15 protein-coding genes, 1 pseudogene and 1 other annotated feature are annotated in these 14900 nt (G+C 62.2%); of the genes and pseudogenes, 12 read left to right on the forward strand and 4 right to left on the reverse strand.

The annotated features are described in order from the left end of the window. The first annotated feature begins 212 nt into the window (after positions 1–212). The 6 genes from repA (at position 213) to RTS12_RS01040 (ending at position 5750) form a co-directional block, all read left to right on the forward strand. On the forward strand, positions 213–1397 hold the full coding sequence (repA, locus tag RTS12_RS01015; RefSeq protein ID WP_035714014.1) for a plasmid partitioning protein RepA: 1185 nt from the start codon (positions 213–215) through the stop codon (positions 1395–1397). After that, positions 1397–2362: a plasmid partitioning protein RepB gene (repB, locus tag RTS12_RS01020; protein WP_312524731.1), complete on the forward strand. Its 966-nt coding sequence runs from the start codon at positions 1397–1399 to the stop codon at positions 2360–2362. Before repA ends, repB begins: the two co-directional genes overlap by 1 nt. A 183-nt stretch (positions 2363–2545) precedes the next feature. After that, the gene (locus tag RTS12_RS01025; RefSeq protein WP_312524732.1) at positions 2546–3757 is read left to right on the forward strand and encodes a helix-turn-helix domain-containing protein; all 1212 of its coding nucleotides are present in this window, start codon (positions 2546–2548) and stop codon (positions 3755–3757) included. Between the two features lie 404 nt (positions 3758–4161). Beyond that, positions 4162–4545, forward strand: a complete 384-nt coding sequence (locus RTS12_RS01030; protein ID WP_312524733.1) for an SOS response-associated peptidase family protein — start codon at positions 4162–4164, stop codon at positions 4543–4545. After that, entirely contained in the window at positions 4529–5128 is a 600-nt protein-coding gene (locus RTS12_RS01035; RefSeq protein ID WP_312524734.1) for a hypothetical protein, read from the forward strand. The genes RTS12_RS01030 and RTS12_RS01035 overlap by 17 nt, the downstream gene beginning before the upstream one ends. Then, complete coding sequence (locus tag RTS12_RS01040) at positions 5055–5750, forward strand: DNA polymerase Y family protein (RefSeq protein ID WP_312524735.1); 696 nt, start codon at positions 5055–5057, stop codon at positions 5748–5750. The genes RTS12_RS01035 and RTS12_RS01040 overlap by 74 nt, the downstream gene beginning before the upstream one ends. A gap of 28 nt (positions 5751–5778) precedes the next feature. On the opposite strand, the gene RTS12_RS01045 is transcribed toward RTS12_RS01040, so the two are convergent. Then, positions 5779–6714 (reverse strand): IS110 family transposase, encoded by a 936-nt coding sequence (locus tag RTS12_RS01045; protein WP_312524736.1) that lies wholly within the window; start codon positions 6712–6714, stop codon positions 5779–5781. Positions 6715–6934: 220 nt separating this feature from the next. Between RTS12_RS01045 and RTS12_RS01050 the strand changes: the two genes are divergently transcribed. The 4 genes and pseudogenes from RTS12_RS01050 to RTS12_RS01065 all read left to right on the forward strand — a co-directional run bounded on the left by RTS12_RS01050 (position 6935) and on the right by RTS12_RS01065 (position 10407). Then, positions 6935–8163, forward strand: a protein-coding gene (locus RTS12_RS01050) for an IS3 family transposase (protein ID WP_312524737.1) whose coding sequence is annotated in 2 segments (ribosomal slippage) — positions 6935–7223 and positions 7223–8163 — 1230 coding nt in all. Because the reading frame shifts where the segments join, the coding sequence is not laid out codon by codon here. After that, positions 7216–7332: a sequence feature (AL1L pseudoknot), on the forward strand. Its footprint overlaps the gene before it by 117 nt. A 36-nt stretch (positions 8164–8199) precedes the next feature. After that, positions 8200–9138, forward strand: a pseudogene (locus RTS12_RS01055) (permease); the annotation flags it as partial. Positions 9139–9316: 178 nt separating this feature from the next. Then, on the forward strand, positions 9317–9736 hold the full coding sequence (locus RTS12_RS01060; protein WP_312524738.1) for a hypothetical protein: 420 nt from the start codon (positions 9317–9319) through the stop codon (positions 9734–9736). Beyond that, positions 9727–10407 (forward strand): hypothetical protein, encoded by a 681-nt coding sequence (locus tag RTS12_RS01065; protein ID WP_312524739.1) that lies wholly within the window; start codon positions 9727–9729, stop codon positions 10405–10407. The genes RTS12_RS01060 and RTS12_RS01065 overlap by 10 nt, the downstream gene beginning before the upstream one ends. Here the strand turns inward: RTS12_RS01065 and arsJ are convergent. The 3 genes from arsJ to RTS12_RS01080 are packed head-to-tail and all read right to left on the reverse strand — an operon-like array spanning position 10331 to position 13466. Continuing rightward, on the reverse strand, positions 10331–11602 hold the full coding sequence (arsJ, locus tag RTS12_RS01070) for an organoarsenical effux MFS transporter ArsJ (protein WP_276862111.1): 1272 nt from the start codon (positions 11600–11602) through the stop codon (positions 10331–10333). The two genes, RTS12_RS01065 and arsJ, sit on opposite strands and share 77 nt — an antisense overlap. Beyond that, entirely contained in the window at positions 11599–12606 is a 1008-nt protein-coding gene (locus RTS12_RS01075; RefSeq protein WP_088234152.1) for an ArsJ-associated glyceraldehyde-3-phosphate dehydrogenase, read from the reverse strand. Before RTS12_RS01075 ends, arsJ begins: the two co-directional genes overlap by 4 nt. Positions 12607–12611: 5 nt before the next feature. After that, entirely contained in the window at positions 12612–13466 is an 855-nt protein-coding gene (locus RTS12_RS01080) for a metalloregulator ArsR/SmtB family transcription factor (protein ID WP_088234153.1), read from the reverse strand. 142 nt (positions 13467–13608) lie between these two features. On the opposite strand from RTS12_RS01080, the gene RTS12_RS01085 reads away from it, so the two are divergent. Together RTS12_RS01085 and RTS12_RS01090 are read left to right on the forward strand one after the other, a co-directional pair. After that, the gene (locus tag RTS12_RS01085; protein WP_088234154.1) at positions 13609–13899 is read left to right on the forward strand and encodes an ArsR/SmtB family transcription factor; all 291 of its coding nucleotides are present in this window, start codon (positions 13609–13611) and stop codon (positions 13897–13899) included. Beyond that, positions 13896–14894, forward strand: a complete 999-nt coding sequence (locus RTS12_RS01090) for a permease (RefSeq protein WP_088234155.1) — start codon at positions 13896–13898, stop codon at positions 14892–14894. The genes RTS12_RS01085 and RTS12_RS01090 overlap by 4 nt, the downstream gene beginning before the upstream one ends. Positions 14895–14900: the final 6 nt, after the last annotated feature.

Here is a 14900-nt window from a genome sequence, read left to right on the forward strand (position 1 = left end):
CCCCAGCAGGACGGCAGCCATGCCTAGAAGCTCAGCAATCTGCGGCGACCGTTTACAACTGTAAAATGTTCGGGCAGCCTCGCCATGCATCTAGTCTCTGCGCGCCAGCATAGACACTATATGCAGGAAACTCTTGACATAAGTCCGTGAATCACCGCCATTGTCATCAAGTGGCGTGAAAAAGGCCACATTTTCGGATTTGAGGCAACCAGATGATTCCCGTGACACCGCTATCCGCGGATCGCCCGTCAGCACTCGCTACTGACATCTCTGAGCGACTGAACGCCGCGATCAGGGAGCATCTCCTTGCTGCGTTCGCTCCAGACAACACCAAGACACTTCGCGAGTTCTCGGCCCCAGAGGTTGCGGAACTGCTGGATGTTTCCGGGCAGTTCATGCGGAAAGTTCATGCAGACGGCGTTCTGCCAGAACCCGCAACCAACCGTGGAGGACGCCGCTACTACTCCGGTCAGGAGATACTGCAGGCGCGCGAGATTCTTGAGCGAACCTCCCGGAAGAAGGGTCACTACTTGCCACGCCGGATGGAGGGCGAAAAGCTTCAAGTCTGGCAGCTGATGAACTTCAAGGGAGGGTCGAGCAAAAGCACGACGACGATCCACCTTGCCCACTACCTCGCATTGCAAGGCTACCGGGTACTGGTCGTTGACCTCGACCCCCAAGGCTCGCTGACGTCCATGTGTGGTATCAGCCCCGAGATCGAGTTCGATGGGCTCACGATTTATGATGCGATCAAATATGAAAACCCTTCGCCGATGGCCGACGTGATCGTGCAAACCTATTTCCCCGGGCTCGCGATCGCCCCTTCCCGGCTTGTCCTGTCAGAGTTCGAGACGGAATCCGCGGTTCATTCCAACCCCGAAAGGCCGTTTTACTTCCGGATCCGCGATGCACTCGCCCAGGTCGAGGCTGACTACGACCTGGTCCTGATGGATAGCCCTCCGCAACTTGGCTTCCTGACGATTTCCGGTATGGCCGCCGCGACCTCGATAATTGTCCCGATGACCCCATCGATGTTGGACGTTTCGTCCACTGCGCAGTTCCTTGAACTGGCAGGTGCTTACATGGGCGTCATCGAAGATGCCGGCGCGGAGCTCAACTACGATCACTTTAAGCTTCTCATCACCCGCGATGAACCCACGGACATCCCATCTCAGCAGATCACCTCGTTCATGCGGGCCCTGTTTCAGGATCGCGTCATGTCAGCCACCGCTCTCAAGAGCACGGCAATCAGTGACGCGACCATGCTCAAACAGTCTCTCTATGAGGTAGTTCGCTCAGATATGACCAGGGCAACATATGACAGGGCTCGGGGCTCGATGGACGCTATCGGCCGCGAGATCGAGACGATGGTCCGGCAAACCTGGGGGCGTAAGTAATGGCTCGCAAATCACTCAGCGGGATGACAGGCATCGCCAGTACGATCGCGCGCTCCACCACCTCCCCATCCGAGCGGTCGACCAAGATCACCGCGCCTGCACTCGGCGCCCTGCAGGGATCTCTCGCCGCAATTCGCGAGATTGAACCTAATTTGATCGACGACTGGGGACCTGTTGACCGGCTTACACCGTTTACAGCTGTAAACGATGATGAAGCGGATGACGGCCTCGAGAGCCTTACGAACAGCATCCGGGATCAGGGACAGCAGGTGCCAATACTGATCCGTCGGGCGAAGGCAGAAGGTCGCTACGAGGTCATTTACGGACGACGCCGGCTCGCCGCGTGTCGTGATCTGGGCATTAAAGTCAGAGCCAACGTCCAAGATCTGGATGACGCTACAGCGCTCATAGCTAAGGGCCTCGAGAACGCTGCCCGAAGGAACCTATCCTTCTATGAGCGGGCCCGATTCGCCCAAGCGATCCTCGATGCCGGCCATCAACCAACAACAGCGAAGGCGGTGCTTAACCTGTCCTCCGCAGGTCTTTCCCACCTAACAAAAGTCACCCAGGCCGTACCTGCAGACGTCGGTTCGCTCATTGGTGCCGCACAGAGGTCCGGACGACCAAAATGGACTGCGCTGGCAGAACTCTTCATCGCTGGGAAGCTGACCGCGAAGACGGCTGATCGAATCCTGAGGACCGCAAATGAACGCCTGACCTCCGACGAGCGCTTGGACCATCTCATTCGCGAGGCGACAAAGCGCGGTGCACGACATGACGACATCGCCGAGAGCACCCCAGTCGACGGCGTCACGATCCGTTCTGGACGCAGCTCGGTGACGCTAACCGTAAAGCGAAGCGGAGCAACTGCCGAGTTCGCTTCCTGGCTGGACACCCGGCTTCAGGATTTCATCAAACAATCCTACGCGGAGTTCAGGTCAAGTTCTCCGCAGGACGACGAATAACCAAACGAGGCAGAGCAGAAAGGAGGAAAGGCTAACAAAACAAAACCCCCGAAGCTGTGAAGCTCCGGAGGCTGCCGCGCCAAAGCGCATTCTCGATTAGACACCCTGAATCTAGCAGCCCCCGAATCACGAATCAAGAGCAACGCTTCCGAGCGAACGGGATAGTTTTGTCTGCTGATCATTATGAAGCACATCACATCCACGGCCCTTGCGGCCGGGGCGCAGGCGAACTGTGCCAAATCCGCGGAGCACTCGCTCCCCGGCATTGGCTCGATCACCCTGCAGCCAGCATTCCGACCTATCTCTCGTCGTGACATCATGGCCGCGGTCAACACATGCAGCCGCGATCTCGGCATCCGGCAAGGCGCGGTCATTGTCTTGGACGCTCTGTTGAGCTGTCTTCCCTGCAAGAGCGCAGATGGCCGAGAAATGCCAGTCTCCCCGACCACCCTACTCACGGTTTATGCCAGCAACGAAACCCTGTGCTTCCGCGCCAAGGGCCTCACCGACCGTCAACTGCGTCGCCATCTGGAAACGCTGGAAACTGCCGGGCTTATTCGCCGCCGCGACAGCGCAAATGGCAAACGCTTCCCTGTGATGCAGCACGGCAAACCGATCGGCGCCTTCGGGCTGGACCTGTCCCCCCTCTTCGCGAAGTCCGACGAGTTGCTCGCCATTGCCCGACGCCGCCGCGAGGAAGCAGACGAGTTGCGCGGACTGCGGGCCCAGATCCTCAGACTGCGCGCGGCCTGCGCTGAACTCCACTTGAGCGACGCTGTCACCACTTTCATTGACGGGTTGCGCAACCTCGTGCGGCGGACCTCACTGACCCTCATTGAGGCTCGGGCAGCTCTCTCGCAGCTGACCGCAATCCTCTCGTCACATGCAGCCCCGCAATCAGTAGTCCATTGCAAAGTCGAAGAGGTTGAGCAGCGCCTGCCCTCCAAAGCGGAAGCCGCTGATGCTACATCCTGCGCAGAGACCACCATGGACCACGCTCCGGACCAAGCGGCCCCCCAAACCTTTCAGGCCCTCACCCCAGAAACTTGCAGCCTGCCGCCAACCGAACAAAAGCCCGCCTCTGACGGACAGAATGTCCGCCACATAGAACAAGACTCAGATACAAAAAAAAGAAAGCGAGAAGTCGATGACCTTCCAGGTTGGACAGCCCTGACCGAGGTCAGCGCCTTCTATGAAGAACCAACCAGCGCCCAAGAAGCAACACGCATCGCTTTCGAATTCGGAAGCATGCTGAGAATAAGCCAGGACATCCTCGCCAGCGCGGCGAGCAGGCTCGGGCTTTGGGAACTTCTCAGGCTTGAAAACCGCATGGCAAAGCAGATCGGAACCATCCTCAACCCTGATGCCTATGTGAGATCCGTCCTGCGGGCGTGATCCCTGACCGTGATCGGATGGCCCTGAAACAGTAGGATAGACCGTTCGTGAGGAATCGGATAGGTTCGTTGATTGTTCTCATGCGGAAACGCTGCGAGGTGGAGTGATGTGCAATCTTTACGCTCAGACCAAAAGCCAGGACGCGATGCGTCAGGTCTTTCGGGGCGTGCTCGAAGACGGTGAGGATCTGATTGATACCGCAGGCAATCTCGCGCCTGCATCCGGCATCTTCCCCGACTATGCCGCGCCGATCATTCCCCGCGGTGAAGGACGGGATTGGACTTTGACCACGGCCCGATGGGGGATGCCGACGCCACCCGTCTATCTGGCCGGCCAAGCGCACAGACCCCGGCGTCACAAATATCCGCAATGTCAGCTCACCCCATTGGCGCAGATGGCTTGGCGTGGAACATCGCTGTCTCGTTCCATTCACCAGCTTTTCCGAACTCGACGCCCGACCCGGCGCACCTCGCAACAACCCGGTCTGGTTTGCCCTCGGCAAGGACCGCCCGATCGCCTTCTTCGCTGGCATCCACACCGAGTGGACTTCGGTCAGAAAGCTGAAGGAGGGAGAGGTGACAACTGACCTCTTCGGCTTTCTGACCTGTGAGCCAAATGAAGCAGTTCGACCAGTGCATCCCAAAGCCATGCCGGTGATCCTCACGCGCCCGGATGAATGGCGCTGCTGGCTGACCGCGGATACGAGCGAGGCTTTGAAGCTTCAACGGCCGCTGGCCAATGGTCTTCTCGAAATAGTCGCGGAGGGAACACGTGCGGACCCTGCGTGACCGGCTGCAGGCCGGAAGTCATGATCCGCTTCACCTGGTGAAGGGCCGCGTCCACGAAGTAGAGGGCCGGGGCCGAACCGGCTTTGCGCTGTTCCAGACCACGAGATTGCCAGGGCCGGTCTTCTGGATCGTGCTGGCGCATGATCGCGACCGGCCGATGCCGGGATCCCTGCCAGACGGTGTTGCCGAGCGGTTGCACTTCATCGAGGCGAGGGGCGAGACCGATCTGCTCTGGACGGTCGAAGAAGCGCTACGGGCGCGGCCAGTATCTTTGGTGATCGCCGCTCCAGAGAAACCAATCTCACTGACCGCGGGCAGGCGGCTCCAGCTGGCAGCCGAGGCCGGGGGCACCACTGGCCTGATGCTGATCCAGGAGGGCAGGGGAAGCAGTGCCGCCGAGACCCGCTGGAAATGTGATCCGCTGCCGTCGCCTCCGGACTCGACACGTCATCGTTGGATCCTTAGTAAGAACAAAAGGGGAAAAATCGAAATCCTTGATGTGAGCTGGAATGGCACGACGGCTGCTGTCCATCTGGTTCCCCAGGCTGGCGAGCGACATCAGCCTGAGGGCCCGCCCCGTTGAGGGGCCTTTCGCGTTGACCCTCCGGGCGTCGAACGCGGAACATCTGCATTGTCTGAACAGCATCGCAAGCGCGGCAGGGCTTCATCGCGGCATGGCACTTGCCGATGCACGCGCCGTCTGTCCAGTGCTCTCGACACGGCCCGCTGATATGATCCGCGAGGGTAGGGCGCTTGAAGGTCTGCGCAGATGGGCCAGCCGCCATAGACCGCATGCGGCGAAAAGCGGATCGGACTGGCTGATTGTTGATGTTTCGGGCGTGCCGCATCTCTTTGGCGGTGAAGTCGAGCTTCTGGCCGATCTCGAGGCGCGACTCGAGAGGGCAGGGGTGTACTCGAAAAGTGCCATTGCCGAAACCCGTGGGGGTGCCTGGGCACTTGCCCGCCGCGGTGGTGGCGTGATCCCCGAGGGCGGGCTTCTGGCCCGGCTCGGGCCGATGCCGATCAGCGCGCTTCGGATACACGGATGTCGAGAGTGTATGGTGCCGCGCAGGGCTCAGGCTAGATGCTTTGGGCCGCCTTGCCGAAGCCGATGGCTTCGCAGGCCTCGGTCTCTCGCGGCGGGACGCGCCTTGGCAGGCCAAGTCATTGAAGGCGCCGAAGCCGTTGCCACTCTTCGGTATTGAACCGCGCCGGGTTTGCCGGCAACTGTATTCAGGTTGGCTGAACTTCACGGAAGTAGGTGCCGTCCGCGACCATGCTATTGAGCACGCTGAGCAGTTTCCTGGCCGTCGCGGTCAAAGCGGCTTTCACCGGTTTTCCTGCCTCCTGCAGCTTTTGCCGGAACGCTCTAAAGGTCGCGGAGTGGCGGGATGCATGCAGTGCAGCGAGATAGAGGGCGGTCCTGACGGTTGCCCTTCCGCCCCCGATGACCCGTCTTCCGTTGCGCTGGCCGCTATCTCGGGCAATCGGCGCAAGGCCGGCGAGAGCCGCGATCTTTCGGCGATCGGTTTTGCCGATCTCTGGCAATTCGGCAATGAGAGTGGCAGCTACTATGGTGCCGACACCGGGTACCGATTGCAGGCGGCGATCGGTTTCGGCCAGGTCAGGCGAAGAGCAAATGGTCTCCGCGATCTTTATCTCAACCTTCTCGATCCGCCGCTCGAGGATCAGGATCAAGCTCTTGATGTCGGATCGGGAATCGCAGTCTGCCGTCTGCTGAAGTCTGGTCACCTCCTGCTTTCGCATCTCAACCAACTGACGGCGCCGGGTAATCTGCGCGAGAAGCGCCTGCCGCGTCGGTGAGACGGGCGGGGTCTGCGGTGGCTGCAACTTCTGGCCAAAGGTCGCGAGCATCCGGGCGTCGACACGGTCAGTCTTGCCGATCACTCCCATGGCTCGCGCAAAGTCGCGGGCCTGACGGGGATTGACGCGGCTGAAGCTGGCCTGGGCAGCCTCAAGGCCGTCGCGCAGCACCCGGTCATAGCCGCCGCTGGCTTCGAAGATCACCCAAGAACCCTCCCGTGCCGCAGCCCGGGCGACACTGCGGACGCTGGCTGGGGTGTTCTCTATCTGCTTGGCACCCCGGGCTAGATGATAGATGTCGAGCCACTCCTTGGCGACATCGACGCCGATGTAGATCTGGTCCATCATGTCTCCTGTTCCTGTTCTGCGGGGTCTGCGCCAACAGCCCCAATCAACTGTTCAGGATGAATGCGAAGAAACGGGCGTCTCCCTTGCCGGCAAACGGGCTTCGTTAATGGCCCCGGAGGCTCGCGGGATGCCGCCCGCACCATCCTTATAGCGGATTCTGCAAAGACAGGATTCTGCAAAGACAGGAGGCTCCAACTCTTGAGTAGGATGGAGCATCATGAGCAAGACCACGAACAAGTTTTCCCCGGAAGTGCGCGAGCGGGCCGTGCGGCTGGTTTTCGACAACGAGGGCCAGCACGCCTCCCGCTGGCAAGCGGTCATGTCGATCTCGGCAAAGATCGGCTGCACGCCGCAGACGCTGAACGACTGGGTCGAGAAGGCTGAGATCGACAGCGGCAAACGAGCAGGCGTCCCGACCGATATGGCCGAGAGGATGAAGGCGCTTGAGCGGGAGAACCGCGAGTTGCGCCAGGCGAACGAGATCCTTCGCAAGGCGTCAGCGTATTTTGCGATGACGGAGCTCGACCGCCGATCGAAGTGATGGTGGGTTTCATCGATGCGCATCGGGATGCGCACGGGGTCGAGCCGATCTGCAACATGCTGCCGATCGCCCCGTCCACCTACTATGATCATCTGGCGAAGCGGGCCGATCCGTCTCGGCTGTCTGATCGGGCACGTCAGGACGAAGCGCTGCGCCCCGAGATCCTGCGTGTCTTCGAAGAGAACTGGCGAGTCTATGCCGTCCGAAAGGTTTGGCGGCAGCTGGGCCGCGAAGGTTTCGATGTCGCCCGATGCACTGTGGCACGGCTAATGAAGAGCATGGGTATTCAAGGCATTATCAGGGGCAAGCCGCATCGGACAACGACCCAGGACAAGAAGGCGCCGTGTCCGCTGGAAAAGGTGAACCGCCAGTTCCGTGTGCCTGCGCCGAACATGCTGTGGGTCTCGGATTTCACATATGTCGCAACCTGGAAAGGTTTCGTCTATGTCGCCTTCGTCATCGATGCCTATGCCCGCAAGATCGTTGGCTGGCGCGTCAGCAGCTCCGCGCATGCAGGGTTCGTTCTCGATGCTCTGGAACAGGCGGTGCATGATCGCCGCCCCGGCAAGGGCATGGGGTTGGTTCATCATAGCGACCGCGGGTCCCAATACCTGTCCATTCGCTACAGCGAACGGCTGGCCGAGGCCGGCATCGAACCCTCGGTGGGCAGCGTCGGCGACAGCTACGACAATGCGCTGGCCGAGACGATCAACGGGCTGTTCAAGGCCGAGGTCATCCACCGCCGCGGACCATGGCGCAGCTTCCAGGCCGTGGAATACGCAACCCTCGAATGGGTGGACTGGTTCAACAACCGCCGCCTACTCGAACCGATCGGGAACATCCCGCCTGCCGAAGCCGAAGCAAACTTCTATGCAGCTCTGGAAACTGAACCAATGGCCGCGTAACTAAACGAAAGCAGCCTCCGGCAAACCCGGCGCGGTTCAGTCTTCGACGCGTCCCAAGCCGCCGACAGCGCGCTCTTCGCGGGCACCGCGCTCCTGAACACGGCGCCGTTCCTGATCCTGTCGATCGCCATCGCTGCCTGGTCCAATGCGACTGGGGCTGACAACCTGATCGCCAAGGCCTTCACCGGCGCGCCGCTGCTGATGATCGGGCTGGGCGCGCTGGCGGGGGGCATCTCGCCCTTCTGCTCCTGCGGGGTGATCCCGCTGATCGCCGCACTTCTGGCGATGGGCGTGCCGCTCTCGGCGGTGATGGCCTTCTGGCTTGCCTCGCCGATCATGGACCCGTCGATTTTCGTGCTGACGGCGGGCGTGCTGGACCTCGAATTTGCGGTGGCCAAGACCCTCGCTGCCCTCGGGCTGGGCGTGTTCGGCGGCACGGTGGTGCACCTGATGATGAAGAGCGGCGCCTTTGCCGATCCGCTGCGCGATGGCATCGGCAACGGCGGCTGCGGCGGCGCGAAGATCCGCGCGTCGAAGCCAGTGGTCTGGCGGTTCTGGGCCGACCCTGACCGCCGGGCGAAGTTCGGCAAGACGGCGCTGACCACCACGCTGTTCCTCGCCAAGTGGCTGACGTTGGCCTTCATTCTCGAGAGCCTGATGCTGGCGTGGATCCCGGCAGAAACCGTAGCCGCCGTGCTCGGGGGCGAGGGCCTCATGCCCATTGTGACCGCAACGCTGGTGGGCGTGCCCGCCTATCTCAACGGCTACGCCGCGCTGCCGCTGGTCGGTGGGCTGATCGAGCAGGGCATGGCGCCGGGGGCAGGAATGGCTTTTCTCGTCGCGGGTGGCGTCACCTCGATCCCCGCGGCCATGTCGGTCTGGGCGCTGGCGCGACCACAGGTCTTTGCGGTCTATATCGGCCTGTCCCTGATTGGTGCTTTCGCATCGGGGCTGCTGTTCCAGCTCTGGACGTAGGTGGCATGAACACCAGCGGCGAGGCGCGTTGTCTCGCCGCTCCCTTCCAGATCGAAGCCCCATCATGATCCCAAGACTGTCTCCGGTGCGGCGAGGACTGATTGTCGCTGCCCTCGGCTCTTCCCTCACCGTCAGCTGGGCTTCGAGCTACTACATCCCCGCCGTTCTGGCTGTGCCCATGGCCGAAGACCTCGGCCTCTCGCCGGTCTGGGTGTTCGGTGCGTATTCCATGGCGATGGTGGTTTCGGCTATGGTCGGGCCCTGGGCAGGAGCGCGCATCGACGGCTTTGGTGGGCGCGGTGTGCTGATGCTGTCGAACCTTGTCTTTGCGGCGGGTCTCGGGTTGCTCGCCGTGGCACCGTCGCCCCTCGTCCTTTTTGCGGGCTGGGCTGTCATCGGGCTTTACGAGGCGGGGTTTGCCACGCTGGCCGGGATCTACGGCAAGGACGCGCGCGGCCCGATCACCGGCATCACCCTGATCGCCGGGTTCGCGAGCACCGTGGGCTGGCCACTGTCGGGGCTGATGCTGGCGACCTGGGGCTGGCGCGAGGCCTGCATCGGCTGGGCCCTAATCCACCTGGCCGGGCCTTGCCGCTGAACGCATGGCTGCCCAAGGGCACCAGGACGGTCACCGCAGAGGCGGCCCCCGTCGAAGAGGGGCCGCCGCCATCCCGAATTGCGCTCTGGCTGCTGGCCTTCGTCTTCGCCGCGACCTGGTTCAACTCGACCGCTATGGCCGCGCACCTGCCGGGGTTGCTTCAAGCCGCAGGGGCGAGCACGGCGGTCGCTATCGCGGCAGGCGCGCTGATTGGCCCGGCGCAGGTCGCGGCCCGGGTCCTGGAGTTCGGGCTGTTGCGCAGGGTGCATCCCCTGATTTCGACGCGGATTGCCGCGGCGGCGCATCCGGTTGCGGCGGTGGCGCTGGTGGGCTTTGGCGCGCATGCGGCCTATGCCTTCACGCTCCTGCACGGGGCGGGGAACGGCATCCTGACCATTGCCAAGAGAACACTGCCGCTCGCTCTGTTTGGACCAGCGGGATACGGGCGTCGGATCGGCTGGCTCAACGCGCCCGCCCGCATCTTGCAGGCGGCCGCCCCGCTGATCTTTGGCGCTGCCCTGACAGCATGGGGCCTGCACGCCATCTGGTTGACTGCAGCAGTTGGTCTGCTGGCAACGATTGCGCTGCTCGTGCTCAGACGGACCTTAGCCGCCGGGCGGCCAGCCAACTGGCCAAAGCCATCAGGCCGGCCGTGGCGAGGCACGCCGTAAGCCCACCGAACTGGTAGCTGAGGCCCGAGAGCAGCGTGCCGATCAGCCGACCCGCCGCATTGGCCATGTAGTAGAACCCCACGTCCCGTGTGATCCTTTCTGCCGATCCGAAAGCCAGGATCAGATAGGAATGAACCGAAGAGTTGATCGCGAAGACGAAGCCGAAAACCAAAAGTCCCCCTATGAGCGTCGCCGTCAGCCATTCCGCTGGGTCGCCGGCTACCCAGGTTGCTGCAGCAAGAGCAAACGGGATCGGGACGAGCAGCCCTGCCCAAAGGATCGCCTTTCGGGTGGTCTCGGCCTCGGGCTGACCCTTGCCACCCAAAAGTCGGGGGGCAAAGGCCTGCACTGCGCCGTAGGCGATGATCCAGAGCGCGAGGAAACTGCCGATAAGAAAGAATGCCTCTCGCCGGCCTTCGGGTGTGCCATCGGACAGGACCGCTTGGAAATAGACCGGGATGCCGACCACGAACCACACGTCGCGGGCGCCGAACAGGAACATACGTGCCAGCGAAAGCCGATTCACGCGCGGGTCCTTTGACCGCCAGCCACCCCAGGCCTCTTCGGATTTCATCCGCCCTGGCAGGCCTGCGGGCAGAAACAGCACTACGGCGATCAGGATCACCGCCAGCACGGCCGCCATGCCCCAGACCGCCGCCTGAAATCCCGCCAGCGCGAGCAGCGCCGCGCCGAGGAAGAAGCCCAGCCCCTTTACCGCGTTCTTCGACCCTGTAAGGAGCGCCACCCAGCGGAACAATCCGCCGTCCTCTTTGGGGGCTATAAGCTTGACAGCGGATTTCGAGGACATCTTGGCAAGGTCCTTGGCCACGCCCGACACGCCCTGAACGGCCATCACGAAGGCGACCGATGCGGCGACACCCCATGTCGGATCAAGCTGTGCCAGCGCCACCAAAGCCCCGATCTGCAACGCGAGCCCGCCGTAAAGCGTGGCCGCCAAGCCAAAGCGCGCCGCCAGCCAGCCCGCAGCCAGGTTGGTGACGATGCCCGCGACTTCGTAGAGCAGGAACAGCCAGGCAAGCTGGATCGGCGTGAAGCCTAGGCTGTTGAAGTGCAAAAGCACCAGCATCCGCAGCGCGCCGTCCGACAGCATGAAGGCCCAGTAAGCCGCTGTCACGGCGGCATAGGCGCGGAGAGGATTCGGCGGCGGGGCGACGGGGCTTGCGGCGTCCGTCACAGCGAGCCTGCGACCATCCGCGCGATATCTGCAAGTCGGCAGGCATAGCCCCATTCATTGTCATACCAGGCGTAGATCTTCACTTGGGTGCCATTGATGACCATGGTGGACGGCCCATCGACGATGGAGGAGCGCGGATCGTTGGTGAAGTCGCAGGACACCAAAGGACGGGTTTCGAACCCAAGGATCCCCTTCAACGGCCCGTCAGCCGCGGCGGCGAACAGGGCATTTACCTCCTCGGCCGTAGTCGCCCGCTCCACCTCGAACACGCAATCCGTGAGGGACGCATTCAAGAGCGGGACGCGCACGGCATGGCCGTTCAGGCGGCCCTTGAGTTCGGGATAGATCAGCGTGATTGCCGTGGCGCTGCCCGTTGTCGTCGGGATGAGGTTCATCAGCGCCGACCGCGCGCGGCGCATGTCCTTGGCCGGACGATCCACGATGGTCTGGGTGTTGGTCACATCATGGATCGTGGTAATCGACCCGTGCCGGATCCCAAGACTTTCGTGGATAACCTTGACCACCGGTGCAAGGCAGTTCGTCGTGCAAGACGCGGCGGTCACAAGGGTCTGCGTGCCGTCATAAAGGCGATGGTTCACCCCATAGACGAGGTTCAGCGCGCCCCCATCCTTGACCGGGGCCGAAACGACCACCTTCTTCGCCCCTGCGGCGTAGTAGGGCGCCACCTTCGCGGCTGTCTTGAAGACGCCCGTGCAGTCGATCACCAGATCGACGCCCAGTTCCGCCAAGGGCAGCGCTTCGATGGTCTTTTCATGCGTCAGACGGATGGTCTGGCCGTTCAGGATCAGTGCGCCATCGCCTGCCGCGACCGGCGTGCGCCAGCGGCCATGGACGCTGTCGAATTCCATCAGCAGCGCATGCTGATCAGCATCGCCGACGGGATCGTTCAGGAGAACGATCTCGCCACCCGCGCCGGTATCGATCAAATCTCGCAGGACAAGCTTTCCGATCCGGCCGAGGCCGTTAAGAGCGATACGGGTCATGAAGATCAGGCCTTTGCGTGTGCGTCAGTGCCGATAGAGTCGACACGGGATTGGAGGGACATCCGGCTCAGCGACTCGAATGGCAGCTCGACGAAAGTCATGATCCGCCGGCGCAACGCCGCGTAGGTCTGGGCGAAAACCAGAGCCTTCTCTGCATCTGTTCCTGTTGCTTTCACCGGGTCGGGCAAACCCCAATGGCCAGTGATGGGCTGGCCGGGCCAGGGCGGGCATTCCTCGGCCGCTGCCGTGTCGCAGACGGTGAAGACGAAATCCATCACGATGCTGCCCGGCTGCTGGAACTCCGAAATATGCTTGGACCGCAGACCGGCGATGTCATGTCCGTTTCGCTTCAGGATTTCCAAAGCGAAGGGGTTCAATTCGCTGTTGGGCCGAGTGCCAGCAGAGAAAGCCTGAAACTTGCCCTTGCCCAGATCGCGCAGAAGCGCTTCAGCAAAGATCGAACGGGCAGAATTGCCCGAGCAGATGAAAAGCACGTCGAAGTCGGTGTCGGGGATATTCGGATCCATTTGGGTGGCGTCCTTTGGGGCGGAGAGTAAGGGGGCAAGGAGATCGGGTCGCGCACGGCCCACATCGAGGGCGAGGTAGCCGATCAATCCTTCCGTCGTGTCGAGATCGACAGCGTAGTAGAGCGACCGACCGGCCCGTGTGACCTGGACAAGACCCGACGCCGCAAGGTCAGCGAGGTGATGCGACAGCGTGTTCTGTTTCAGACCCAAAGCCTCGGCGATCTCGGTCGGTCGCACGCCTTGCGGCGCAAAGCGCATCAGCAAGCGGAAGACCGCCATCCGGCCGGGGTGGCCGAGCGTGGCGAAAGCGTGGATGGCGCGATTCTGTTCCATATTTCCCGATTAACGGAAATAAAAAACTGCGTCCAATGAAGGTTTCATGACACCAGGCGCGCATGCACCTGGGTTGCTTGATCCAGATCACGGCACAGCACGCCCGCCTATGCGCAGATGCGCATGAAGTGGAGCACAGCAAATGATACTAGCCGTTCTGTCCGCCCTTGCCGAACCGACCCGTCTTGAAGCCATGCGCCTTCTGGCGGACGGGTCGGAGCATTGCGTCTGCGAGCTGATGCGGAAGCTGGGTGCAACCCAAAGTCGGATGTCGCGGCACATGCTGGTGCTGAAGCAGGCGGGGTTGGTGCTGGACCGGCGCGACGCGCAATGGGTGCGCTACCGGATCAACCCGGACCTGCCGCTGTCACTCGCCCGCCTTGTTGACGCTGCCCTCGAGCGGCCGATCATGGTTACGGAGCGGGCGGCATGAGCGTGTTCGGCTGGCTGAACGACCAACTGCTGCGGATGACCTGGCTCAACGATCTGGTGGGCGCGGGCGTGGCGGCGATCGGGCTGGACCCTGCGTCGCGGATTGGCGGGTCAGTGCAGTTCTTCGTCTATGACGTGATCAAGATCTTCATCCTGCTCTCGGTGCTGATCTTCGCCATCTCCTATGTCCAAAGCCATTTCCCACCGGAACGCACCCGCGCCATGCTGGGCGGACGATCCGGTCTGGGCGCCAATACGCTCGCGGCCCTTCTGGGCACGCTGACGCCATTCTGTTCCTGCTCGTCGATCCCGCTCTTCATCGGCTTCACCGCCGCTGGCCTGCCGCTGGCGGTGACGTTCTCCTTCCTTATCTCCTCGCCGCTGGTGGATCTGGCCTCGGTGATCCTGCTGGCCTCGATCTTCAGCTGGCCGATTGCCCTTGCCTATGTGGCGGTCGGGCTGGTGGTGGCCATCGTGGGCGGGACCATCATCGGCCGTTTGAGGATGGAGAGTCAGGTCGCAGAGTTCGTCCGCACTGTCCCCGTCTCGGGCGAAGCCGCGACCATGACCCGAGGGGAGCGGCTGGTATATGCGCGCGATCAGGTGGTGGAGATTATCCATCGCGTCTGGCCCTACGTGCTGATCGGCGTCGGCATCGGGGCCGCGATCCACAACTGGGTGCCTGCCGACGTCATTTCGGCGTTGCTCGGACAGGATAAATGGTGGTCGGTCCCTGTGGCGGTGCTGGTGGGCATTCCCATGTATGCCGACATCTTCGGCACCTTGCCGATCGCCGAGGCGCTGGTCGGCAAGGGTGTAGGCCTTGGCACGGTGCTGGCTTTCATGATGGCGGTGACGGCGCTGTCTCTGCCCTCGCTCATCATGCTCAAGCGTGTGGTGAAGATGCCGCTCCTGGTCACCTTCACCGGTGTCGTGTCCCTTGGCATCCTGTCCATCGGGCTGATCTTCAACGCGATTTCCAACTGGTTCATCTGAGAAAGG

The organism is Paracoccus sp. (in: a-proteobacteria), from assembly GCF_032007265.1.
Classification (GTDB): Bacteria; Pseudomonadota; Alphaproteobacteria; order Rhodobacterales; family Rhodobacteraceae; genus Paracoccus.

Excerpts from the sequence above, each read along its gene's own strand:
- repA (WP_035714014.1), top strand. The coding sequence starts at position 213 with ATGATTCCCGTGACACCGCTATCCGCGGATCGCCCGTCAGCACTCGCT.
- repB (WP_312524731.1), top strand. The coding sequence starts at position 1,397 with ATGGCTCGCAAATCACTCAGCGGGATGACAGGCATCGCCAGTACGATC.
- RTS12_RS01025 (WP_312524732.1), top strand. The coding sequence starts at position 2,546 with ATGAAGCACATCACATCCACGGCCCTTGCGGCCGGGGCGCAGGCGAAC.
- RTS12_RS01040 (WP_312524735.1), top strand. The coding sequence starts at position 5,055 with ATGGCACGACGGCTGCTGTCCATCTGGTTCCCCAGGCTGGCGAGCGAC.
- RTS12_RS01045 (WP_312524736.1), bottom strand. The coding sequence starts at position 6,714 with ATGGACCAGATCTACATCGGCGTCGATGTCGCCAAGGAGTGGCTCGAC.
- RTS12_RS01060 (WP_312524738.1), top strand. The coding sequence starts at position 9,317 with ATGGCCGAAGACCTCGGCCTCTCGCCGGTCTGGGTGTTCGGTGCGTAT.
- RTS12_RS01075 (WP_088234152.1), bottom strand. The coding sequence starts at position 12,606 with ATGACCCGTATCGCTCTTAACGGCCTCGGCCGGATCGGAAAGCTTGTC.
- RTS12_RS01080 (WP_088234153.1), bottom strand. The coding sequence starts at position 13,466 with ATGGAACAGAATCGCGCCATCCACGCTTTCGCCACGCTCGGCCACCCC.
- RTS12_RS01085 (WP_088234154.1), top strand. The coding sequence starts at position 13,609 with ATGATACTAGCCGTTCTGTCCGCCCTTGCCGAACCGACCCGTCTTGAA.
- RTS12_RS01090 (WP_088234155.1), top strand. The coding sequence starts at position 13,896 with ATGAGCGTGTTCGGCTGGCTGAACGACCAACTGCTGCGGATGACCTGG.